The 23,444-nt window shown below is 58.3% G+C and carries 15 protein-coding genes and 1 pseudogene; 3 read left to right on the top strand and 13 right to left on the bottom strand.

The features are described 5' to 3' along the window. Positions 1-123 precede the first annotated feature (123 nt). Entirely contained in the window at positions 124-1,056 is a 933-nt protein-coding gene (locus AC3ISI_RS14815) for a sugar kinase (RefSeq protein WP_489332595.1), read from the top strand. Positions 1,057-1,170: 114 nt separating this feature from the next. Here the strand turns inward: AC3ISI_RS14815 and AC3ISI_RS14810 are convergent, their stop codons facing one another. Further along, on the bottom strand, positions 1,171-1,446 hold the full coding sequence (locus AC3ISI_RS14810) for a peptidylprolyl isomerase (protein ID WP_007898282.1): 276 nt from the start codon (positions 1,444-1,446) through the stop codon (positions 1,171-1,173). Between the two features lie 64 nt (positions 1,447-1,510). Beyond that, complete coding sequence (locus tag AC3ISI_RS14805) at positions 1,511-4,048, bottom strand: hybrid sensor histidine kinase/response regulator (RefSeq protein WP_489332594.1); 2,538 nt, start codon at positions 4,046-4,048, stop codon at positions 1,511-1,513. A 127-nt stretch (positions 4,049-4,175) separates the two neighbouring features. Between AC3ISI_RS14805 and AC3ISI_RS14800 the strand changes: the two are divergent. Together AC3ISI_RS14800 and AC3ISI_RS14795 are read left to right on the top strand one after the other, a co-directional pair. Further along, positions 4,176-4,501, top strand: a pseudogene (locus AC3ISI_RS14800) (type IV pili twitching motility protein PilT); the annotation flags it as partial. Positions 4,502-4,718: 217 nt separating this feature from the next. Then, on the top strand, positions 4,719-8,579 hold the full coding sequence (locus AC3ISI_RS14795; RefSeq protein WP_489332593.1) for a hypothetical protein: 3,861 nt from the start codon (positions 4,719-4,721) through the stop codon (positions 8,577-8,579). Positions 8,580-8,596: 17 nt separating this feature from the next. Here the strand turns inward: AC3ISI_RS14795 and AC3ISI_RS14790 are convergent, their stop codons facing one another. From AC3ISI_RS14790 to AC3ISI_RS14740, 11 genes are all read right to left on the bottom strand, one after another. Beyond that, on the bottom strand, positions 8,597-10,552 hold the full coding sequence (locus AC3ISI_RS14790) for an acetoacetate--CoA ligase (protein WP_489332592.1): 1,956 nt from the start codon (positions 10,550-10,552) through the stop codon (positions 8,597-8,599). Between the two features lie 123 nt (positions 10,553-10,675). After that, positions 10,676-11,449, bottom strand: coding sequence for a 3-hydroxybutyrate dehydrogenase (hbdH, locus tag AC3ISI_RS14785; RefSeq protein ID WP_489332591.1), 774 nt, complete (start codon positions 11,447-11,449; stop codon positions 10,676-10,678). 7 nt (positions 11,450-11,456) lie between these two features. Next, positions 11,457-12,848: a GntP family permease gene (locus AC3ISI_RS14780; RefSeq protein WP_489332590.1), complete on the bottom strand. Its 1,392-nt coding sequence runs from the start codon at positions 12,846-12,848 to the stop codon at positions 11,457-11,459. A gap of 287 nt (positions 12,849-13,135) precedes the next feature. After that, positions 13,136-14,551 carry a sigma-54 interaction domain-containing protein gene (locus AC3ISI_RS14775; RefSeq protein ID WP_489332589.1) on the bottom strand — a complete coding sequence of 472 codons (1,416 nt, stop codon included), beginning with the start codon at positions 14,549-14,551 and terminating at the stop codon, positions 13,136-13,138. A 120-nt stretch (positions 14,552-14,671) separates the two neighbouring features. Continuing rightward, positions 14,672-16,252: an ABC transporter ATP-binding protein gene (locus tag AC3ISI_RS14770; RefSeq protein WP_489332588.1), complete on the bottom strand. Its 1,581-nt coding sequence runs from the start codon at positions 16,250-16,252 to the stop codon at positions 14,672-14,674. 14 nt (positions 16,253-16,266) lie between these two features. Continuing rightward, complete coding sequence (locus AC3ISI_RS14765; RefSeq protein ID WP_489332587.1) at positions 16,267-17,289, bottom strand: ABC transporter permease; 1,023 nt, start codon at positions 17,287-17,289, stop codon at positions 16,267-16,269. Further along, positions 17,289-18,350 (bottom strand): microcin C ABC transporter permease YejB, encoded by a 1,062-nt coding sequence (locus tag AC3ISI_RS14760; protein WP_489332586.1) that lies wholly within the window; start codon positions 18,348-18,350, stop codon positions 17,289-17,291. Before AC3ISI_RS14760 ends, AC3ISI_RS14765 begins: the two co-directional genes overlap by 1 nt. Further along, on the bottom strand, positions 18,350-20,218 hold the full coding sequence (locus AC3ISI_RS14755) for an extracellular solute-binding protein (protein WP_489332585.1): 1,869 nt from the start codon (positions 20,216-20,218) through the stop codon (positions 18,350-18,352). Before AC3ISI_RS14755 ends, AC3ISI_RS14760 begins: the two co-directional genes overlap by 1 nt. 136 nt (positions 20,219-20,354) lie before the next feature. Beyond that, positions 20,355-20,636 (bottom strand): peptidylprolyl isomerase, encoded by a 282-nt coding sequence (locus AC3ISI_RS14750; protein WP_489332584.1) that lies wholly within the window; start codon positions 20,634-20,636, stop codon positions 20,355-20,357. Positions 20,637-20,718: 82 nt separating this feature from the next. Further along, positions 20,719-21,600 carry a lipase family alpha/beta hydrolase gene (locus AC3ISI_RS14745; protein ID WP_489332583.1) on the bottom strand — a complete coding sequence of 294 codons (882 nt, stop codon included), beginning with the start codon at positions 21,598-21,600 and terminating at the stop codon, positions 20,719-20,721. A gap of 322 nt (positions 21,601-21,922) precedes the next feature. Then, on the bottom strand, positions 21,923-23,002 hold the full coding sequence (locus tag AC3ISI_RS14740; RefSeq protein WP_489332582.1) for a 3-deoxy-7-phosphoheptulonate synthase: 1,080 nt from the start codon (positions 23,000-23,002) through the stop codon (positions 21,923-21,925). Positions 23,003-23,444 lie beyond the last annotated feature (442 nt).

Below are 23,444 nucleotides of genomic sequence, written 5' to 3'. Positions count from 1 at the left end.
GGCGCGGGCATCGCGAGCAGGCTCCCACATTGGATTTTCAGTGTTCACACAATCCCTGTGGGAGCGAGCCTGCTCGCGAAGAGGCCCGCCCAGACAACAAAGAAACACTAGAGATCCCACACAATGAACACCATCAGCCCCCTCGGCCCCAATACCCCGCGCATCGCCCTGATCGGCGAATGCATGATCGAACTGCAACAACGCGCCGACGGCAGCCTGCAACAAAGCTTCGGCGGCGACACGTTGAACACCGCCGTTTATCTGTCCCGTGAATTGGGTACGAGCGGCATCGTCGATTACGTCACAGCCCTGGGCGACGACAGTTTCAGCGACGCCATGTGTCAGAACTGGGCCGGCGAAAACATTGGCTTGGGTATGGTTCAGCGCCTACCGGGACGTTTGCCCGGTTTGTATTGCATCCAGACCGACGCGATGGGCGAGCGCCGGTTCCTCTATTGGCGCAACGAAGCAGCCGTGCGCGATTGCTTTACCACCCCGGCCGCTGCACCGATTCTGGCAGCGCTACCGGATTACGACGTGCTGTATTTCAGCGGCATCACCTTGGCGGTACTGGGTGTGCGAGGTCGGGAGAAGTTATCGGAAACCTTGATCGAAGCTCGTCAGCGAGATGCACGGATCGTCTTCGACAACAATTACCGGCCGCGGTTGTGGGCGTCAGTTGAAGAAGCCCGCGCGGCGTATCGCAGTGTATTGCCCTATGTGGATCTGGCGTTGCTGACGGTTGAAGACGAGCAGGCACTGTTTCATTTTTCCGATTGCGGTGCTGTGTTTGCCGCGTACGAACAGATCGGCACGCCGGAAGTGGTGCTCAAGCGCGGTTCACAGGCGTGCCTGATTCGCTGTGACGGCGAGTCGTTTGAAGTGCCGGCGCAGAAGGTCGAGCGCGTGGTGGACACTACGGCGGCGGGGGATTCGTTCAGTGCGGCGTACCTGGCCAGTCGGCTCAAGGGTGGGAGCGTGATTGAAGCCGCTGAGGCGGGGCATCGGTTGGCGAGTCGGGTGATTCAGGTGCCGGGGGCGCTGATCCCGAGATAAGGGATGAATGGCAGTTTGCTGTGCAATCGGATCGCGAGCAGGATCGCTCCCACAGGGGAGCGCATTCCAATGTGGGAGCGAGCCTGCTCGCGATGAGGCCCTAAAGCCAACCGCTCAATCCCGGTAAAACACCTGCACCAGGTGATACCCGAACTTGCTCTTGATCGGCCCATGCACTACCCGTAGCGGTTTCTTGAAAATCACCGCATCAATGACCCCCACCATCTGTCCCGGCCGCACTTCGCCCAAATCGCCACCGCGTTTGCCGGACGGGCAGGTGGAGTATTTTTTGGCCAGCACATCGAAGGCTTCGCCCTTGGCGATGCGTTGTTTGAGTTGCTCGGCTTCTTCCGAGGTTTTCACCAGAATATGGCGGGCTTGAGCTTTCATTTGCATACCTTGCAACGATGGTGGCTATGTTGGTGCCAGCGGGGGCGGGCGATTATGCCTCAACTCACTCCGGTTGGCCGATCATCGTGCGAATCTTGTTGGCCAGCAGGTCGATGGAAAAGGGTTTGGTGACCATGTCCATGCCTTCCTCCAGAAAGCCCTGGCGTTCAGCGGCCGTTTCCGCGTAACCGGTCATGAACAACACTTTGAGGTCCGGGCGATGCTGACGGGCGATCTCCGCCAGTTGCCGGCCGTTCATGCCCGGCAACCCGACATCGGTCACCAGCAAATCGACGCGAAGATCAGATTCCAGCAAGGGCAGGGCCGTCGTCGCATCTTCGGCTTCGTGAGCGTGATAACCCAACTCTTTGAGCAAGTCGAGCACCAGCATGCGCACCGCCGGATCGTCTTCCACCAACACCACGGTTTCACCGGCAATCGCTGGCGGCGCCTCGCCCGCCAGCGGCATCAGCACGTCTTGCGGTTCCATGGCGTGCAGGCGTGGCAAGTACAAGCGCACGCTGGTGCCCTTGCCCGGCAAACTGAACAGGCTGACATGCCCACCCGATTGCTGGGCGAAGCCGTAAATCATCGACAACCCCAGGCCGGTACCCTGGCCGATGGGTTTTGTGGTGAAGAACGGGTCAAATGCCTTGGACAGCACCGATGGCGTCATGCCAGTGCCGTTGTCGCTGACGGCGATCATCACGTAGTCCCCGGCCTTGACCGGTTCCACTGTGGTGATGTCGCTTCCGTCGAGGTAAACATTGGCCGTTTCAATCAGCAGTTCGCCGCCATCGGGCATCGCGTCGCGGGCGTTGATCACCAGGTTGAGCAGGGCGTTTTCCAGTTGGCTGACGTCGGTGCTGATCGGCCAGACTTCATCGGCCAGTTGCAGGTTGAGCTCGATGTGGTCGCCCTTGGTACGGCTGAGCAAATCTTCCAGCGAGCGCACCAGTTCATTGGCATTCAGCGGTTTGCGATCCAGCGACTGGCGCCGGGAGAACGCCAGCAGACGATGGGTCAATGCGGCGGCACGGTTGGCCGAGGACACGGCGGCTTCAGTAAAACGGCCAATCTCGTCGGTGCGTCCGTCGGCGATGTAGCGTTGCATCAAGTCAAGACTGCCGATGATCCCGGTGAGCATGTTGTTGAAGTCATGGGCGATGCCGCCGGTGAGCTGGCCGACCGCTTCCATTTTCTGCGCATGACGCAAAGCGTCTTCGGCGCGCTCACGTTCGAACATCTCGTTTTGCAGACGCTGGTTGGCTTCGGCCAGCTGCTGCGTGCGGGCGGCGACGCGCTCTTCCAGGGTTTCGTTGAGATTGCGCAACGCTTCTTCGGTTTGTTTGCGTTCGGTTTCGTCGATCACAAAAATGTAGAACCCGTTCACCGCGCCATCCGAACCGTGGCGCGGCAGGTAATTCATCAGTGCCTGGCGCAGGCTGCCGTCACGGTGCGGCGTGCTGATGCTGAAACTGCAGGGCTTGCCGTTCAACGCTTCGGCGATGTACTCGGCGCGCAAGGCGTAGGCCTCGTCGCCCAGCACTTCACGAATGGTTTTGCCGTAGAGTTCCTGCGGCGTCAGCCCATACCAGTCCAGGTACGCGGAGTTGTTCAGGCGGAAACGCTCTCCACTGTCGACGTAGCTGATCAGGACCGGCATGGCGTTGATGATCAGTTGCAGCTCGGTCTGGCTCTGGCGCAACGCCTGTTCAGTGTGTTTGCGTTCCGTCAGGTCCAGCGCCGCACCGAGAAAACGCATCGGCCGACCGTGATGATCCTTGTAGCAACGCCCCCGGGCAAACACCCAGCGCAACTGCCCGTCGGGTTGCAGCAGGCGATATTCCTCGGCGTACTCGGTGCCATGGGTGATGCAGTGCTTGATGCTGCGCGCAATCATCGCCCGGTCCTCCGGATGCACGCCGTGCAGGTATTCGCTGATCGGCAATTGCCCGGCCATGCCCGGATCGATGCCGTGCAGTTGCGCAAAATGAGCGTCGGCGAGAAAACGGTCTTCGCCGATGTCCCAGTCCCAGGTGCCGACCGCGTCGGTGGCGGCCAGGGCCAGTTGCAGACGTTGCTCGGTATCGCGCTGAGCCTTGAGGCTGGCGGCCGAGCGCTGTTCCAGCTCCAGTGCGATGCGGCGGCGTTCGTTGGTTTCGATGGCCGTGACCAGAATCCCGGCTACCTCGGCGCTTTCATCGCGGATCGGGCTGTAGGTCAAATCCAGCCAGAAGTCGGAATCCTTACCGTCACGTTGCAAGGTAAAGCGTTGTTCGCTGTAGGTGCGCACCTGACCCTGTAGGACGGCGCTGTAAATCGGGTCGGTAAAGTCCTGGAGTTCTGGCCAGATCTGGTGCGTCGGCTGTCCGAAAGCGTGTGGATGTTTGCTGCCGGCGAGGAGGGCGAAGCCGTCGTTGTAGATCTGCGTGAATTGCGGTCCCCATAGCAACAGCATCGGCATCGGTGAGTGAATCACGATGTCCACGGCGGTGCGCAGGCTTTGCGGCCAGGTGCCGGCAGCACCCAATGGGGTGCGTGTCCAGTCCAGTCTGGCAATCAAGGCCAGGGCATCGCTGCCGGTGGGTGATGCGTTCATCAAGTGGTCCTGCGATTAAGTCGGTGTGGCGGCGTCTTCTATCTCGTAGGGCGGTAGACGCTGGATGACCCGTATTGGGTCATTATTTTTTCATTGAATGCTTCGCGGGTGTTTTTTGCCATGGAAAATGATGCACGAGTTAACACGTCGGGCCAACCGCAATGGCGCGGACCTGTACCTGTTCACGGGGGCTCCGCCCGGCGCGGGGTTCGATGGGGTACTTGAACCACTGAGTGATCAACCCTTCAAACCCGGTGAAGTGGAGGCGATTGCCGCGTCGTTCATGGACACCGAACAACTTCTGGCGTTCGACATGAACAGGAAATAAACCTGGCCATTTCGCTGCCGGGTATCGGGCGCTTTCGGGTCAACCTGTTCAAGCAACGTAACGACGTGTCCATTGTGATACGCAACATCAAACTCGACATTCCGCGCTTTGAAGACCTCAACTTGCATTCTAAGTTGCGCTTGAAGCTGTGCGGCAATTGAGATCCAGCAGTTGATCCGTCAAAAGGTGGTTGGGTGGGGTAGGCATTATGTAAGTAGGGTGATGGCTTAATTGGGTTGGTGGACATTTTATCTCACGTGTTTTTGCTGGTTAGTTCTGCGCAAAGAAGTAATTATTTTGCTGGTTGGAACTATCGGTAATTTAAAAGCATGAGGTTGTCATATGAAGTCTAAACTAAAATACAAAGCCTGTCCGATGTCGGACGGGGTTGCTGTGGAGCAGCATCAGCAGTTAAAGGCAGATGCCGTGGAGCGTGATTTGGTATTTAGCTTGTTAAAAGATGTCTTCGAGGAACAAGCGGACGAAGGGGCTTACAATTTGCAAGGATATGAGCTTGGTTTGGAGGTGGGGTCTTCGCTTTATCAAATGCACATGCCGGGTCGAGTGTCGTGGAATAAATTAGCCGACAATGCCATCGTGATGAACGAACTCCGCCATCACCGTGTAGAGAATATGGCGTCAACGCGTATTAACGCCTCTGGCAGGCTGGAAATATTCAGAACAGATACCACGGAATGGGAAGTGGTGAATATAAACCTCATTCATGAGTCCATTAACTATCAGGAGCTCTTGATAATAGGGGATATTGCCAGTCTGGCCGGAGGTTACGTATATGCGGAGGATCTCGTCGACGTTGGTCAATGGCTAGCGTTTCATGGTCTGAATGTTCCGACTGATGCGACGGAAAACAAAAATTTGATGGCGTTTTTAGAGTTTGATCCTGGCGTGGACGAACTGGGGAACTATTGGGGGCAGCTTGTTGCGGATGATCCGTCGTTAGCCGTATTGACCACTGAACAATTTACACGTGTGCGTCAGATCACGGCCAAGGTTGTAGCGTCGGACAAAAAGCTGTTGGACAAACTGTACCGTGAAACGGGTCGCGTTTTTACAACGTACGATAATGCCGCTGAACGAATCGTTCAAATGGTCAACCATCCGGTTGCTCAGGCTTGTGCCAGAAAATACGTATCGGAGTTGGAGTGGTTTGGCGCGCAATCCGGGCAGAACGTGTTGGCAGAGGACCTGGCGCAACTGTTGATAACGGCGATTTTGCTGGACCTGAATCCGTTCATTGGCAACGCTCAAGGTCGAAAGAGTATTGACGGGTTCGATTTGTATGCACCGGAAAATGTCGAGCGATCTTCGTCGGTCGTGCGCGATGATCTGCAAGCCTTTCTTTATACCAAGGGCTGGGTTGATCCTGCCGTGGCCCCGTTGGCGTCCCACTTGCTGCTGGCGGAAATTGCCCCAGAATTTCTGGTCAAGGGCGTTCCGCCATCGCTGATGATGGGTTCGGTTGGCTGGGTGTCCTTCTGCCACGGAGTAGCGCTGGCCGAAGCGGTCAGCAAAGGGGCTTGTCGTGTTATGACGTATGCGCAAATCATGGCGTATGCCGACCTGGAGCCTGTCAGTGACCCGTTGACCCGCCTGCGGGATCTGGCAATGATTGATCCAATCGTTGACTGGGCGCTGATAAATGGCGTGGTGACGACGAATGAACTTACTCAAGCGGAAAAGGACACCACGGAGCGGGCGCTTTCTGCTTTCCAGGAGTACGCGGATAACTTCACGCACCTCGCTCGCGCCTATTCCAGTCCCCTGCCGAGCAGAGAAGATATCGCTAGGGCGGCGTTGCAGTCGGCCGCGCCAACGTGTGATTTTCTTGACGATAAAGTTCTCAATCAGCGTCCCGGCCTATATGCATCTCCTACCGCCATGTCCATGGTCGATTTGCATATGTCGGGTGACCTGGTAGGCGGTCAGTGGGATTTTCGCGCTGTTTTTCCCGATGAGCATATTTCCACAACGCCCGATTTGTTGGCCGGTATCACCAATTACAAAAGGCCCTCCCTGTACGATGCTTCCGTCGTCAGCGTTTATAGCCGCTATCCGAAGTTGCGGAATATGGTGCCCAACAATAATGAGTTTAATCGCCAACTGCGGGGTTATTACAATAATTTGAACAATGCACTGATGACCAATGTGAAGTTGGCCTTTGCACACATGCTTCCTTATGATCTTGAAGCCTTTCTAAAAGGTAGGATCACCTTCTTTACCTTTCGCGCTTTGGCGGTTGAGACAACGACCTACTATACGTTTGGGCCGGTGCCTGTCACAAAATACTATGAAACCCAACAAGGTAAAGATGCTGCCACAGGGCGATTTGGTAGTGCGATGTGCGTTTTCCACGCAGGCACTGTTATTTGTTATGAGTTGTTTACCTTGCAGGGTGAACTGCGGAAAAATAACGCTCTCGGGGCGCTGATAGCGCGCTCAGGAAAACTAAAGTCCGCCGCTAGAATGGATTTTAAAGGGGACTTGACAGCAGAATTACCAGTACCGTCTCTCGAGGCTTTGCCTGTCAGTCTCAAAGAGTACACAGACGGTACAGTAGATCATGACTCAGGGGACGGCAGCAGGGCGATTATTGAAAAGTTGGGCGAGCTTCCTGCCCCGACCGTTATAACGGCGCGGGAGCAAAGTGTTTATAAAAATTTTGGCAACCCGCAGATCCAGCGGATTGCCGAGTTTATTGTGAAGAGTCATCCGTTTCGAACGTTTGATGAAATTGAAACTATGGCCGTCGTGCCGACAGCGCTTGAAAGCGAACGTACACAGGGCGAAGCAACTGCGACGTATTTTGTGAATCTGGTGGTTCCCTTCAAGAAGTGTATTGAGGATATTTCTTCCGGAGAGAGAAACCGAGTCGTAGACGGGGTCTATGGTTGCGTCATGGATGCCATCGCGTTGGTAGGGGCGTTTGTGGGGGCGAGTGCCACTGCGCTGAGCATCTCGGCGAAAGCGATATCTTCGACGTCCAAGGCTGCCCGCCTGACCAAGCTCGCGTTCGTGACGTCCGTTTCCCTCTTCAACCCAGTGGATGATGTGCCAACGGTGTTTTTCGGTGCCGGAAAGCTCGTCCACAAGGGAGCTCTACGCTTCAACAGACAGGCACAAGAGCTTCTTGGGCTGGCGAAATCCCAGTTGGGCAAACTCCATGGTCGTGATAAAACTTACGACCTGGTTGGAGCAGCCAATACCGCCTATACCGGCCAAGGCACCTGGCGGCCCCGCGGTGCAACCGGTGACACGTTTAACGTAGTAGCAGTGCGGAACAACTTTCAATGGTATGCCCTCAATCGATCGGGAAAACCCTGGGGGCCGAAGCTGAGTCAATTCACCTTTGTGGCGCCTGTCCGGTTGCCGCGCTCCCAAAAGACATTGCCCCTCAGCTATACCCGGCAGCTCATTGAGCGGAGCTTGCCACGGGCAATTACAAAAATCGACAATGCGATCAATGCCCTGACCCTTCGTGACTTTACAGCGGAGCGCGATTTGGTCATCAAATTCCTGATGGGTAGCAATCCGAGCGATGCATTGAATCGCTTGTTGAACAGTTTGAGAGCGGTCAGGGCTGACTTTGGGGGCGTTTCCATCAGTAACTTTTTACTCGACCCCCTCAAAGACACTGACAACATTGCGGCTTTTGACTCGATTGCTTACCAACAATGGAAAGGTGCAAACGGGCAATCCGACACGAAGTTCATCGAAATCTACACCCCCCATCTCAACAGGCATTTCATCAGTCTGGGTTTTAACCATAACGTCGTGGCAGACGACCTGATTCATGAAATGTTCCATGGGGCAGCGCAAACCGGTGATGTCGGCTATGCCCGCGATGCAGGCCGTGACGTAGGCAATGGCCAGTTGTTGGACGTGGCTGCGCTTTTGAATCTTGCGTCCGGACGTCTCCCAGTCACAGATGAGGGCAGTGCCTGTCACGCCAGTTCCAAGACCTTTGAAAATGCTGACTCATTGGCTGTGGCCACTTCGCTGCTAAGCCAGTTGTACACGGACAAGGGTCGATATGATCGCAACATGGCCATCGTGCAGGGCGCGCTTGAAGCGAGCGCCGATAGGGCGATTGCAGGGCCGGTTCTGATCACTCTGAACAACACTGTCGTGTCTGCGCCGGCAGCTGCCTATGGAAAACGCCCACTGGGTGCTTACTTTGATTGACGCACCCGCATGATCGCTTAAGTTCCGAGTTCTGGCCGGTCCCGAAATTGCTCTAGCGCTTCGGGGTTGGCCAAGGCATCGGTGTTTTTCACCTTCTCACCCTGCACCACATTGCGTACCGCCAGCTCCACGATTTTGCCGCTGATGGTCCGTGGGATGTCGGTCACGGCGACAATCTTTGCCGGCACATGCCGCGGCGTGGTGTTGGCGCGGATGACCTGGCGGATCTGTTGCTGCAAGGCTTCGTCCAGTTCGACGTCATCCTGCAACCGCACAAACAGTACCACCCGCACGTCACCCTGCCATTGCTGGCCGATGGCCACGCTGTCCAGCACTTGCGGGACTTTTTCCACTTGGCGATAGATTTCCGCCGTGCCGATGCGCACGCCGCCAGGGTTGAGTACCGCGTCCGAGCGGCCGTGAATCATCATCGCGCCGTGGGGCAGTTGCTCGGCGTAATCGCCTTGGGCCCAGACACCGGGGAACTGGCTGAAATACGAGGCGTGAAGATTTTCCTGCTGCGGGTCATTCCAAAAACCGATGGGCATCGCCGGAAAGTGCCGGGTGCACACCATTTCACCTTTTTCGCCGATCACCGGCGTCCCTTCGTCGTTCCACACTTCGACGGCCATGCCCAGGCTCTTGCCCTGCATCTCGCCCCGGCGTACCGGTTGAAACGGGTTGCCGTTCACAAAGCACGAAACGATGTCAGTGCCACCGGACATCGAAGCCAGACACAGGTCGGTTTTCAGGTCGCGGTAGACGTAGTCATAACTCTGGGGCGACAGTGCGGAACCGGTGCAGAGCAGGGTTTTCAGGCTGCTCAAGTCATGGCTTTCCCGTGGTTTCACGCCGTTGCTTTCCAGCGTGGCGAGATATTTGGGACTGGTGCCGAAGACGCTGATGTGCTCATCGTTGATCAGGTCGATCAAACGTTGCGGATCAGGATGGAACGGAGAGCCGTCGTATAGCACCACGGCGCTGCCCACAGCGAGGGCCGAGACCAGCCAGTTCCACATCATCCAGCCGCAGGTGGTGTAGTAGAACAAGCGGTCGCCAGCGCCAAGATCGCAATGCAGCCCATGTTCCTTGACGTGCTGCAGTAAAACGCCGCCGGTACTGTGGATGATGCATTTCGGCACGCCGGTGGTGCCGCTGGAATAGAGGACGTACAGCGGATGCGCGAAAGGCACGGGGACGAAATCCGGCTCGCCGCCAACGTCGTAGAAATCCTCCCACAACGTCACGTTGGCACGGGTATGGAAGTCCACGATGTGAGCCTGCGGCCTTGCATATGGCACAACGATCAACTGTTGCAACGAGGGCAGGCGTTCAAGGATTTCGTTGATTTTGCCGGTTTGGTCGACGTCCTTGCCGGCGTAGCGGTAACCGGCGCAGGTGATCAGGACTTTCGGCTCAATCTGGCCGAAGCGGTCGATCACACCTTGAGTGCCAAAATCCGGCGACGAGCAGGACCAGACCGCCCCCAGGCTGGTTGTGCCGAGCATGGCCACCAGGGTTTGCCAGGTGTTGGGCATGCACGCCGCCACACGGTCGCCAACGCCGATACCCGCGGCAATCAAACTGTGTTGGAACCCGGCCACATGCTCCGCCAACTCAGCCCAGGTCAAGTGTTCGCGCTGGCCGCTCTCGCCAATGGAAATCACTGCGATGGCATCGTCGCGACGGCGCAGCAGGTGTTCGGCAAAATTCAGCGTGGCGCCGGGGAACCACTGGGCGCTTGGCATTTGCGCGCCCTCGATCAGTACCGCATCCGGTTGATCGTGGAAACGGATGTCGAAGAAATCGACGATGGCCTGCCAGAAGTCTTCGCGCTGATCGATGGACCATTGGTGCAGGGCCGGGTAGTCATCAACGTGGAGGTGGTGTCGCTGACTGATGGAGCGCCGAAAGGCCTCCATGCGCGACTTGCCGATGCGCTCGGCGCCGGGTTGCCAGAGGATGTCGGACATGGCTTGGCCTCTTTTTCTAGCTTCAGATCCAATCGCGGGCAAGCCACGCTCCCACAGGTGAACGCGATCTGATGTGGGAGCGTGGCTTGCCCGCGAAGAACGATAACGCGGTCTAGCGCAGGATTACTGCGCCAACCACCCACCATCAATATTCCACGCCGCGCCACGCACCTGGCTACCGGCCTCGCTGCACAAGAACAGTACCAGTTCACCCAACTGCGGCGGGGTAACGAACTCCAGCGACGGCTGCTTCTCTGCAAGCAAATCATGCTGTGCCTGCTGCGGATCGATCCCGGTCGCGGCGCGGTCATCGATCTGCTTCTGCACCAGTGGCGTCAGCACCCAGCCCGGGCAGATCGCGTTGCAAGTCACCTGTGTGGTTGCGGTCTCCAGGCCCACCACTTTGGTCAAGCCAATCACCCCATGCTTGGCCGCCACGTACGCGGCCTTGCCTACCGAACCCACCTGACCATGCACCGAGGCGATGTTGATGATCCGCCCCCAATTCTTGGCCCGCATGCGCGGCAGGCACAGGCGGGTGCCGTGAAACACCGACGACAGGTTGATCGCGATAATCGAGTCCCAGCGTTCAATGGGAAAATCTTCCACCGACGCCACGTGCTGGATGCCAGCATTATTGACCAGAATGTCGATGCCGCCGAACTCACGCTCGGCGTAGTCGATCATCTCGGCGATCTGCGCCGGGTCGCTGACGTCGGCCGGGTGATGACCGACCTTGCCGCCGAACCGCCGGACCTCGGCAATCACTTTGGAGGCATCACCGAAACCATTGAGCACCACGTTGGCGCCGGCCTTGGCCAGGCTGAGCGCGATGCCCAGGCCAATGCCGCTGGTGGAACCGGTGACCAGTGCGGTCTTACCTGTAAGAGTCGTCATGAATACCTCACACAATGCCAGTGGCGTAGAAAGTGCCAATCACTACGAAGACCGCCAGGGTCTTGATCAGCGTAATACAGAAAATGTCTTTATAGGCTTCACGGTGCGTCAGGCCTGTGACCGCCAGTAAGGTAATCACCGCGCCATTATGCGGCAGGGTGTCCATGCCGCCACTGGCCATCGCGGCTACACGGTGCAGCACTTCCAGCGGAATGTTGGCCGCATGGGCCGCCGCAATGAAGTCATTGGCCATGGCTGCCAGGGCGATGCTCATCCCGCCCGACGCAGAACCGGTGATGCCCGCGAGCAACGTTACGGTAATGGCTTCGTTGACCAGCGGGTTCGGAATGCTCTTGAGCCAGTCAGCCAGCACCAGGAAACCTGGCAACGAGGCGATCACCGCCCCAAAGCCGTATTCCGAGGCTGTGTTCATCGCCGCGAGCAACGATCCGCTGACTGCACTTCGACTGCCTTCAGCCAATTTGCCGCGAATCGCCTGGAAGCCGAATACCAGCACCATGATGATGCCGACCAGCAAGGCTGCCTGAACCGCCCAGATCGCGGTGAGCTTGGCGATGTCGGTGGTGACCGGCGTGGCCATGCCCGGTAGCGCGAGGCTGTGGGTCTTGCCATACCACTGCGGGATCCACTGGGTAAACAGCAGGTTCATGATGCCGACCGCCAGTAGCGGCGACAGGGCGATCCAAGGGTTCGGCAGCTTGATGTCGGCCGCGGTTTCCGGCTCGTTGCGCAGTTCGGTGCCGTAACCTTCACCGGCAAGCTGAGCCTTGTTGCGCTGGCGCTGGAGAAACAGCATGCCGGCGCAGAACACGAAGATCGCGCCAATCACACCTAGCCATGGCGCCGCCCACGCGGTGGTGTTGAAGAAGGTGCTGGGAATGATGTTCTGGATTTGCGGGGTGCCGGGCAGGGCGTCCATGGTGAACGAAAACGCACCGAGGGCGATGGTCGCCGGGATCAGACGCTTGGGGATGTTGCTCTGGCGGAACATTTCAGCGGCAAACGGATAGACCGCAAACACCACCACAAACAGCGACACGCCGCCGTAGGTGAGCAGTGCGCAAACCAGCACAATCACCAGCATCGCCTGGCGCGTGCCGAGCAGACGGATGGCGGCGGCGACGATTGAACGTGAAAAGCCGGACAACTCGATCAGTTTGCCGAACACGGCACCGAGCAGGAACACCGGGAAATACAGTTTGATGAATCCGACCATTTTCTCCATGAACACCCCGGTAAAGGCTGGGGCGACGGCGGAGGGATCCGTGAGCAGGACGGCGCCGAGGGCGGCAATCGGGGCAAAAAGGATAACGCTGTAGCCACGGTAAGCAGCCAACATCAGCAGCGCGAGGGCTGCCAAGGCAATGATCACACTCATGGTGTGTCTCCTGGATTGTTATTTTTGTAGGGTAGGTCTTTTGTGGGAGAGGGCTTTAGCGAGATTCGTGCCATGCACCTAACTTGTTGAAATATAAGGATATATATAGGAGGTGTGATGGGGTTTTGAAATGGTCGTCTCTGAATTGAGACTTTTTTCGACTGCTCTGGCCTCTTCGCGGGCAAGCCCGCTCCTAGAGTTGACCGCATTTTTCTGGCTGATTCGCTAAACCTGTGGGAGCGGGCTTGCTCGCGATGGTCTGTCTAATAACGGAGATTAGTGTCTCTTTATGGAGACTCAGCAATCCCCAGCGCCACCATCTTCTTGTACAACGTCGACCGCCCCAGACCCAGCCGAGCCGCTGCTTCAATTACCTTGCCCCCGCATTGCGTGAGGGCAGATTCAATCAATTGCCGGTCAAACCGCTCTCGAGCCTCGCTAAACGTCTCATGCGCAACCGGCTCAATCATCAGCGGTGTCGAGCGCTCCACCGGCGTGAAGGCGCCAATCGCTGCACGTATCTCCGCTGCATCCAGTACCAGATCATCACTGAGCAACGCCGCCCGCTCCAGGACGTTACGCAGTTCGCGAATGTTCCCCGGCCACGCGTGCTGCCCCAACAACTCCAGCGCCTCGGGGTTCAGTTCATGCCGACTGCGCAATTCCTCAAGAATCGCTTCGCTGAGCGCCGGGATATCGTCGAGACGGTCGCGCAGGGGCGGCACGTGGATCGGCAGCACATTGAGGCGGTAATACAAATCCGCTCGAAACTCGCCGCGTTTGATCGCAGCCTCTAGATCGGTGGACGTTGCGGCAATCACCCGTACATCGCTCTGGATCACTTCGTTGGAGCCAACCGGCTCGAACTCCTTTTCCTGCAAAACCCGTAGCAATTTGCTTTGCAGCGGCAACGGCATGTCGCCGATTTCATCCAGAAACAATGTGCCGCCCTGGGCGATCTGCAGTTTGCCGACGCGGCCCTTGCGGTCGGCGCCGGTAAACGCGCCGGGGGCGGTGCCAAAGAATTCCGCTTCCAGCAACGACTCGGGGATTGCCGCGCTGTTGATGCTGACGAAGGCTTTGTGCGCACGTGGCGATGCGCTATGGATCGCCTGGGCGAGCAACTCCTTGCCGGTGCCGGTTTCGCCGAGCAACAACACGGGTGACTCGGCACTGGCGCTGCGCCGGGCACGACGTTTGACTTCAAGGCTGGCCGCGCTGGTGCCGATGAAGTGGGCGAAATTATATTTGGTCTGCCGCGCCCGCAACAGCGAGCGGGTCGACGCCAGTTCTTCCTGCATGCTCATATAGCGCTTGAGCATCGGCGACAGGCTGCGCAATTCGTCGAACAACGCAAAACCAATCGCGCCGATCACCACCCCCACATCGTCGTGAATTGGCAGGCGCATGACCACCAGCGGCTCTTTGGGTGTGTCCTGCATGTCCAGCAAAATCGGGCGCCCGGTGCGCACCACCTCGCGCAACAGACTGCCTGGGATCACGCTTTCGCAGGCCTTGCCGATGGCGCCTTCTGCCGATTCCAGACCGAAACGCCGGGCGTAGCGCTCGTTCATCCACACAATGTTGGCATCGCGGTCGACAATCACCGTGCCTTCGCTGGACTGCTCGATGATCTCGAACAGCGAACGGATCGCCAGCAGGCGGACCCGTTGGTAATCCTTTAGGCTTTCGGTGGTGTTCATGGGGGTCCTGTCCAAAATATTAGGTGCTTTTGCTGGCCTCATCGCGAGCAGGCTCACTCCCACAGGGGACTGCATTCCAAATGTGGGAGCGAGCCTGCTCGCGATTGAGGCGACGCGGTCTTATGCCTGCCGCGGATGCGCCGCCGCCAACAGCTCTTTGGTGTACGGATGCTGCGGCGAATCAAACACGTCATGGCTGGCTCCGCTTTCCACCACTTTGCCATCCTTGATCACGATCATGTCGTGGGCCAGGGCACGTACCACCGCCAGATCATGGCTGATGAACAAATACGTCAGGCCGTGTTTTTCCTGAAGCTGGCGGAGCAGGGCGACCACTTGTTTTTGTACCGTGCGGTCCAGCGCCGAGGTCGGTTCGTCCAGCAGGATCAGCGCCGGTTTCAGCACCAACGCGCGAGCAATGGCGATGCGTTGACGTTGGCCACCGGAAAACTCGTGCGGGTAGCGGTGACGGCTTTGCGGGTCGAGGCCGACTTCTTCCAGTGCCCGAATGACTTCGGCCTTGCACTGCTCATCGGTCAACTGGCTGTGTACTTCAAGACCTTCACTGATGATCTGCGCCACTGACATCCGCGGGCTGAGGCTGCCATAGGGGTCCTGGAATACCACCTGCATTTTCTTGCGCCATGGCCGCAGCTGCTTTTGCGTCAGGCCATCCAGCTCCGTGCCCTGAAAGCGAATACTGCCTTGGGAATCGAGCAACCGCAGGATCGCCTGACCCAGTGTCGACTTGCCCGAGCCGGACTCACCGACGATGCCCAGTGTCTTGCCACGCTGAATGTTCAGGCTGATGCCGTCCACGGCGTTGAGGTAGGTCTTGCGCTGAAACAAGCCGCCGCCGAGGGGGAATTGCACACGCAGATTGTCCACCTCCAGTACGTTCTCGCGCTCGTCGCGGGGCAGGGCTTCACCTTCCGGCTCGGCATTCAACAGCAAGCGGCTATAAGGGTGCTTCGGCTCGGTGAAGATCGTTTCGCAAGTGGCTTGCTCGACGATTTCCCCGCCCTTCATCACACAGACCCGCTGGGCAATGCTGCGCACCAGGTTGAGGTCATGGCTGATCAGCAGCAGCGACATGCCGAGCCGTTGTTGCAGCGATTTGAGCAGGATCAGAATTTTGCGCTGCACCGTCACGTCCAGCGCGGTGGTCGGTTCATCGGCGATCAACAACTCCGGCTCGCAGGCCAGGGCCATCGCGATCATCACGCGCTGACGTTGGCCACCCGAGAGTTGATGGGGGTAGGCCTTGAGTCGCTCTTTGGGCTTTTGGATACCGACCAGGTGCAACAACTCAAGAATCCGTGCTTGCGCCACTTTTCCGGTCAAGCCTTTGTGCAGCAGCAGGGTTTCGCCGATCTGCTTTTCGATGCTGTGCAGTGGATTGAGCGAGGTCATCGGCTCCTGAAAAATCATCGCGATCCGGTTGCCGCGCAACTCACGCAGCACGTTGGCTGGGGCGCCGAGCAGTTCCTTGCCGCGATAACGGATGCTGCCGGTGGATTCGGTACCGGTTTCGGGCAGCAATTGCAGGATTGAATGCGCCGTCACCGATTTACCGGACCCGGACTCGCCGACCAGCGCCAGGCATTCGCCGGGGCGGATGTCCAGGCACAGGTTGCGCACCACGGTTTCACCGCTGAAGGCGACGCTGAGGTCACGGATTTCGATCAGGGGGGTACTCATATCAACCGTCCGCGTCAGGATCTCGGATCGAAAGCATCACGTAATGCCTCGCCGATAAACACCAGTAAAGAAAGAATCAGTGCCAGGGTGAAAAATGCCGTCAGTCCCAGCCACGGCGCCTGCAGGTTCTGCTTGCCCTGACCGATCAGTTCGCCGAGCGATGCGCTGCCGGCCGGCATGCCGAAACCGAGGAAGTCCAGCGCCGTCAGGGTGGTAATCGCCCCGGTCAGAATGAACGGCAGGTAACTCAGGGTCGCGTTCATCGCGTTGGGCAAGATGTGCCGCACGATCACTTTGCGATCCGACAGGCCCAGCGCACGGGCGGCTTTGACGTATTCCAGGTTGCGCCCGCGCAGGAATTCGGCGCGCACCACGTCGACCAGCGCCAGCCAGGTAAACAGTGCCATGATCCCCAGCAACCACCAGAAATTCGGTTCGACGAACCCGGACAGAATGATCAGCAGGTACAGCACCGGCATGCCGGACCAGACTTCCAGCAAGCGCTGGCCGATCAGGTCGACCCAGCCGCCGTAATAGCCTTGAAGGGCGCCGGCGGCAATGCCGATCAGGGCGCTGACAAAGGTCAGCATCAACGCAAACAGGATCGACACCCGTGCACCAAAAATCACCCGGGCCAATACGTCGCGGGCCTGATCGTCGGTGCCCAGCCAGTTCACATTCGAGGGCGGGCTCGGTGCGGGTTTGTTGAGGTCGTAATTGGGCGTGTCGTCACTAAAGGGGATCGGCGGGAACAGCATCCAGCCGCCGTCCTTTTTTATCAGCTTCTGCACATAGTCGCTGCGGTAATCCGCCTGGAACGGCAGTTGTCCACCGAAAGCCTGTTCGGTGTGGCGCTTGAACACCGGGAAATACAATTCGCCCTGATAGCTGACCACTAGCGGCTTGTCATTGGCGATCAACTCGCCACCCAAGGTCAGCACAAACAGGCCAATGAATAACCACAGCGACCACCAGCCCCGGCGGTTTTTCTTGAATCGTTCAAAGCGACGACGGCCCAGCGGCGAGAGCTTGAACATCAGGCATTCCTCGCGGCGAAGTCGATACGCGGGTCGACCAGGGTGTAACAGAGGTCGCCGACCAGTTTTATCAGCAGGCCAAACAGCGTGAAAATAAACAGTGAGCCAAACACCACTGGATAATCACGCGAGACGGCCGCTTCATAACTCATACGGCCCAAGCCATCGAGGGAGAAAATCACTTCGATCAGTAAGGAACCGGCGAAAAACACGCTGATGAACGCCTGCGGAATGCCCGACACCACCAGCAACATCGCGTTGCGGAACACGTGCCCGTACAGCACCCGGCGTTCGCTCATGCCTTTGGCGCGCGCGGTGATCACGTATTGGCGGGTGATTTCATTGAGGAACGAGTTTTTGGTGAGGATGGTCAGGGTGGCGAAACCGCCGATCACCAGCGACGTCACCGGCAGCACCAGGTGCCAGAAATAATCGGCGACTTTGCCCACGGTGGAGAGCGACTCGAAGTCGTCCGAGACCAGCCCGCGCACCGGGAACCAGTTCAATGAGGTGCCACCGGCAAACACCACGATCAGGAACATGGCGAACAGAAACGCCGGCATGGCATAGCCGATGATGATTGCGGTGCTGGTCCAGATATCGAAATGGCTGCCGTGGTGCACGGCCTTGCGGATACCCAAGGGGATCGACACCAGGTAGGTGATCAACGTTGCCCACAGCCCGAGGGAAATCGTCACCGGCATTTTGTCCAGGATCAGGTCGGTGACCGTCGCGCCACGGAAGAAACTCTTGCCGAAGTCCAGCCGGGCGTAACTGGTGAGCATCAGCCATAGGCGTTCATGCGCGGGTTTGTCGAAACCGTATTGTTTTTCGATGTCCTTGATCAGCTGCGGGTCGAGTCCACGGCTGGCGCGCGAGGTGCTGTGCATGGTTTCGCCAGACCCGCCACCGATCGCCGCGCCGCCGATGCCTTGCAGGTGCGCAATAGCTTGTTCCACCGGGCCGCCCGGTGCCGCCTGGACGATGACGAAGTTGACCAACAGAATGATCACCAGCGTCGGGATGATCAGCAGCAGACGCCGCAGTATGTAAGCCCACATCAGTGTGGCCCTCCGGGTTTGCCACGGCTGATTTGCTCGGCGGTCATTTGTTGATTGGTCAGTGGCGTGGTGCTTATTTCCCACCAACTCTCGATGGCCTCGTCATTGCTGGCCTGCTCGTTGGGCCGGCCGAACCGGTTCCACCAGACGGTCGAAGTGCCCGGCGGGTAATAGTTGGGAATCCAGTAGTAGTTCCATTGCAGCACTCGGTCGAGCGCGTGGGCGTAACGCAACATCTCGGGCTGGGTGGTGGCGTGAACCAGCCCTGTGATCAGGGTGTCGACTGCCGGATTCTTCAGCACCATATAGTTATTGGCGCCGGGGTCGGTGGTGGAGATCGAGCCGAAGTAATTGAACAGTTCGCCCCCGGGTGAGGTGGTGACCGGGTAGCCGGTGACGATCATGTCGTAATCGCGGCTCATCAGCCGATTCACGTACTGGGACGAGTCGATACGGCGGATGTTCATGTCAATGCCGATCTGTTTCAAGGTGCGCTTATAAGGCAACAGCAATCGGTCCATGCCGTTTTGGCTGACCAGAAAGCTAAAGCTCAGGGGCTCGCCCTCGGCGTTGACCAATTGGTCGCCATCGGGTTTCCAGCCGGCCTGTTCGAGCAGGTCCAGCGCTTGCAATTGCTTATCGCGAATCACACCGCTGCCATCGGTTTTCGTTGCTTCGAAGACCTGGGTGAACACTTCGTCGGGGATCTGCCCGCGCAACGGTTCCAGAACGGCCAGTTCTGCCGTATCGGGCAGTTGGCGCGCAGCCAGGTCAGTGTTGGAGAAGTAGCTCTGCTGGCGGATGTACATGTCGCGCATCATCTGCCGGTTGCTCCACTCGAAATCCCAGAGCATTGCCAAGGCCTGGCGCACTCGGCGATCCTGGAAAATCGGGTTCTGCAGGTTGAAGACAAACCCTTGGGACGGTTGTGGTGCTTCTTGTGCCAGATGCGCCTTTTGCAGGCGACCGTCGCTCAGGGCCGGGCTGTCATAGCCGATGGAAAAGCCGGTGGCGGAGAATTCGCGATTGTAGTCATAGGCCCCGCCCCGTAACACCTGGCGCGCGACGTCGGTGTCACCGAAGTATTCGATGCTGAAGCGATCGAAGTTATAGAGGCCGCGGCTGACGGGTAGATCCTTGCCCCACCAATCGGCGTCGCGCTCGAACGTGATGCTGCGCCCGGAATCAACTTTACCTACCTTATAAGGGCCGCTGCCCAAAGGCGCCTCGTACCCGCCGCCGTCGGCGAAGTCGCGGGTCTTCCACCAATGCTCGGGAAACACCGGTAGCGTCGCGATGTCGAGGGGCAGGGTGCGGTTTTCGTTGCTTTTGAAATCGAACCGGACGACAAGAGGCGATTCAACTTCCACGCCTTTGACGTCAGCGAATTGGGTGCGATAGCGCAGGCTGCCCTGGGTCATCAGCAGGTTGTAGGTGTAGCGCACGTCTTCAGCCGTGATCGGCGTGCCGTCGGCAAAGCGTGCCTTGGGGTTGAGATAGAACCGCAGGAACAGACCGTCGTCCGGGCGCTCCATCTTTTGTGCGACGAGGCCGTACACGGTGTAAGGCTCATCCAGCGAACGCTGGGCCAGCGGCGAATAGAGCAAACCGTCGATTTGCGTCACGCCAATGCCCTTGTCGATATACGGCAGGATATGGTCGAAATGGCCGATTTCAATCGCCGAGCGACGCATCGTGCCGCCCTTGGGGGCCTGCGGATTGGTGTAGGCAAAATGGCTGAAACCGGCGGGATACTTCGCGGGTTCGCCGTACACGGTCAACGCATGTTGCGGTGCTGCATCCACACCGGCGGCGCCCAATAGCAGCACCACGGCAGTGAACAACAAAGTGGGGAAAGCCAGTCGCATTGTCAGCCTTAGAGCCGGAGGATCGAAAAGCACAATTTGTACGCTAGCGGCGCGTCCCTCGCCAGCCTAAAAACGTATCTGAAACACAACGGCCCACCAAAAGGCGGGCCGTTATACGTAAAGCCTGGCGGATCGATCAGTCCTGACGACTGGTCACTTCCAGCAAGTGATAACCGAACTGGGTTTTCACCGGGCCTTGTACGACGTTGATTGGAGCGCTGAATACCACGGCGTCGAATTCCTTGACCATCTGGCCAGGACCGAACGAACCCAGGTCGCCGCCCTGACGGCTGGACGGGCAGGTAGAGTTCTTTTTAGCGATTTCGGCGAAATCAGCGCCGCCTTCGATCTCGGCTTTCAGTTCGTTGCACTTGGCTTCCGAGGCAACCAGGATGTGACGGGCAGTGGCTTTAGCCATGGGAAATACTCCTTTCAATATTCAGTAAAGTGCGGAGCCTACCGGATTCAGTGGCCTATTTCTCGTCAAAGTTCCGGACAGATTATAGGCCGGCGTTTTTCAGGCGCTCGGCATGCTGCACGTACAGCGCTGTGGGATCGATGGCCTTGTGGCTAAGGCCGGCAGAATGGCCAAGGCTGCTCAGATGATCCAGCGGGTAGTCGGAGCGGATGACTTTGCCCAAGTGTGAGCTGTAACGGCCGACCATGCCGTCATTTTGCTCCGCTTCCGTGGTGAAGTAATGGGAAAAAGCGCGAAGGAACCCATGCAGTGGGTCGAGCGCATTGAGCCCTTCATCTAGACGGGGTTCCTGTAACGTGCCGCTCCAGGAGTAATAACGCACGCCGTTGACCCGTTCGCGTCCCTTGCCACCCCAGGTCTTGGGCAACCCTTGAGGGTACTTGTCGTTGAAGGCACCCACACCTTCGGTGGTCAGCGCATTGAGCGCGGCAACTGCGTTCTGCGGCAGGTGCGGGTTGCCGCTGAGCAACGACACAAAATCGGCGAATAGCGTAGCAATCGTGGCGGCGACATGTTCCGGAAGTCGTCCGGGCGTCAGTGCTTTGCGCAGGAAATCGGCCAGTTCCGAACCGTGGTTCGGGCCACTGACGGAGGTCACAGACGCAATGGCATGGGGGGCCAGTGCCGCTGCGTAACGTGCAGCCAATGCACCCTGGCTATGGCCGATCAGGTTGACCTTGCTGGCGCCGGTTCCTTCCAGCACCCGGTCGATCTGCGCCAGCAGTTGGTCACCACGTGCTTCGTTGCTATGGGTAGCCGACAGATGCGGGATGAACACCCTGGCTCCCGCACTTCGCAGGGACTGCTTGACGTTGTGGAAGAATTCGGCTGTGCCGATGCGATCGAAGCCAAAGAGCCCATGGATCAGTAGGATAGGGTGTTGTGTGGTTGCATTCCGTAGCATGTTCATTCCTTTTTCGCGGTCGTTCAGAGGTGTGCAGGTGGGCTCACTCTAAAGCACCCCAGCGCTTCGGCGGTGTATGAGGAATCCGCTGTAAGCTGCTGAAAAAGGTATAGAAAACGTAGGAAGTTTCGAATGTGGTTGAGGTCTTGTTCGGAATGTTGCGACATCTTTTGATCTGTAACTGCGCGTTTTCCTGCGATGGCCTACTCAGGAAACGCCTTTGCCTGTCAGCAATGTCCTGTTTAAGCCATAACGCAATCCGTAGCAGCTGGCGAAGCCTGCGTCCGGCTGCGCCAACTGCTACAGAAATTGCATTAGCCGTTTATTGATTCCCGCGCTGCGCTCGAAGCCGGTCGGTAGCCTGGCGCAACAGCTGCTCTGTGCCGTCCCAGCCAAGACAGCCATCGGTGACCGAGACGCCATATCGCAGAGATGGACTCATGGGCTGGCAACCTTCGAACAAATGACTTTCGATCATCATGCCGATCAGCGAACGGTCACCTTGCAGGCGTTGTTCGAGCACGTCGTTGAATACCGCGGGTTGTCGTGCCGGGTCTTTGCCGCTGTTGGCGTGACTGCAGTCGACCATGATTCGCGTCGGGATCTTCAGTCGGGTCAAATCCTGGTTTACCTGGGCGACGCTGTCGCGGTCGTAGTTCGGTCCACGGTGTCCGCCGCGCAACACCAGGTGCGTGTCGGGATTGCCAGGCGTCTGGATGATTGCCGGATGTCCCTGGCTATCGACGCCGAAATGCCGATGCGGATGGGCGGCCGATCGCATGGCGTCGCTGGCAATGGCTACGCTGCCATCGGTGCCGTTCTTGAATCCGACCGGCATGCCCAGGCCGCTGGCCATTTCGCGGTGAATCTGTGATTCGGTGGTACGGGCACCAATCGCTACCCAGCTCAGCAGGTCATCAAAGTAACCCGCGGCCATGGGTTGCAGCAGTTCGGTGGCAATCGGTAAGCCGAGGCGGAGCATTTCGCGCATCAGCTCACGCGCGAGCGTCAAACCGTCGGCCATGTCATCGCTGCCATCCAGATGCGGGTCGTAGGCCAGGCCTTTCCAGCCGACCGTGGTGCGCGGTTTTTCGACGTAGGCACGCATCACCAGCAGCATTTCATCGCTGACGTCGGCGGCGAGTCGGGCAAGGTTGGCTGCGTATTCAAGGGCGGACTGCGGGTCATGAATCGAGCAAGGGCCGACGATTACCAACAAACGGGCGTCTTCACCGTTGAGGATCGCTCGGACGGCGTCGCGGTGAGCGGCGACTTGCCGGGTCAGTGCGTTGCTGAGGGGCAATTGCTGTTTGAGTTGCAATGAGCTGGGCAGGCGCAGGGTCAGCGCTTCATTGGCAGGGCTCAGGGTGGACAGCGGCAGAGCAGAGGCGGACGAGTTCATATCAAGGCTTCCTGGGCTGGCGGCGGGTTTGTTCCCGCGCACTCGGCCCTACTGGGGTGTTCGACAATTGGCCGGATTGGCTGCGTGTGTGTGCTTGCCACCTGTGGGTGACCGATCGGAGGCGGCAGGCTGTCCCGAGCGGAGGCTGGTAAATCGCCAGGTGGTAAAACTGTCGTAACGGTAATAAGTGGCGTAGTTCATGTGGTGAATCCTCAAAGTGTCTGGTGTGTTGCAAAAATGTGCGGGGCTGAAAAAACAAAACCCCCGGTCGGGAGGCCGACCGGGGGTTTGGAAAACTCTGGCGGCGACCCGTTTAAAGTGGGCGCCGTGTGGGTATCAGGCGCGCCAGTGGCTAAACCAATACCCAAAATAAAAGCTGACCGGAGCGCACACTTCATTCGCCCACGCAGCCGCCACCGAGCGCAGGGCGCTGGTTGTTGGA

The organism is Pseudomonas sp. GL_139_B (assembly GCF_057834475.1).
Note: the sequence above shows the minus strand (reverse complement) of the source record. Positions and strands in the feature narration are given on the sequence as shown.

What these genes read in the sequence shown, in the direction of transcription:
- AC3ISI_RS14815 (WP_489332595.1), top strand. Translation starts at nt 124, where the DNA reads ATGAACACCATCAGCCCCCTCGGCCCCAATACCCCGCGCATCGCCCTG.
- AC3ISI_RS14810 (WP_007898282.1), bottom strand. Translation starts at nt 1,446, where the DNA reads ATGAAAGCTCAAGCCCGCCATATTCTGGTGAAAACCTCGGAAGAAGCC.
- AC3ISI_RS14805 (WP_489332594.1), bottom strand. Translation starts at nt 4,048, where the DNA reads ATGAACGCATCACCCACCGGCAGCGATGCCCTGGCCTTGATTGCCAGA.
- AC3ISI_RS14795 (WP_489332593.1), top strand. Translation starts at nt 4,719, where the DNA reads ATGAAGTCTAAACTAAAATACAAAGCCTGTCCGATGTCGGACGGGGTT.
- AC3ISI_RS14790 (WP_489332592.1), bottom strand. Translation starts at nt 10,552, where the DNA reads ATGTCCGACATCCTCTGGCAACCCGGCGCCGAGCGCATCGGCAAGTCG.
- hbdH (WP_489332591.1), bottom strand. Translation starts at nt 11,449, where the DNA reads ATGACGACTCTTACAGGTAAGACCGCACTGGTCACCGGTTCCACCAGC.
- AC3ISI_RS14780 (WP_489332590.1), bottom strand. Translation starts at nt 12,848, where the DNA reads ATGAGTGTGATCATTGCCTTGGCAGCCCTCGCGCTGCTGATGTTGGCT.
- AC3ISI_RS14775 (WP_489332589.1), bottom strand. Translation starts at nt 14,551, where the DNA reads ATGAACACCACCGAAAGCCTAAAGGATTACCAACGGGTCCGCCTGCTG.
- AC3ISI_RS14770 (WP_489332588.1), bottom strand. Translation starts at nt 16,252, where the DNA reads ATGAGTACCCCCCTGATCGAAATCCGTGACCTCAGCGTCGCCTTCAGC.
- AC3ISI_RS14765 (WP_489332587.1), bottom strand. Translation starts at nt 17,289, where the DNA reads ATGTTCAAGCTCTCGCCGCTGGGCCGTCGTCGCTTTGAACGATTCAAG.
- AC3ISI_RS14760 (WP_489332586.1), bottom strand. Translation starts at nt 18,350, where the DNA reads ATGTGGGCTTACATACTGCGGCGTCTGCTGCTGATCATCCCGACGCTG.
- AC3ISI_RS14755 (WP_489332585.1), bottom strand. Translation starts at nt 20,218, where the DNA reads ATGCGACTGGCTTTCCCCACTTTGTTGTTCACTGCCGTGGTGCTGCTA.
- AC3ISI_RS14750 (WP_489332584.1), bottom strand. Translation starts at nt 20,636, where the DNA reads ATGGCTAAAGCCACTGCCCGTCACATCCTGGTTGCCTCGGAAGCCAAG.
- AC3ISI_RS14745 (WP_489332583.1), bottom strand. Translation starts at nt 21,600, where the DNA reads ATGCTACGGAATGCAACCACACAACACCCTATCCTACTGATCCATGGG.
- AC3ISI_RS14740 (WP_489332582.1), bottom strand. Translation starts at nt 23,002, where the DNA reads ATGAACTCGTCCGCCTCTGCTCTGCCGCTGTCCACCCTGAGCCCTGCC.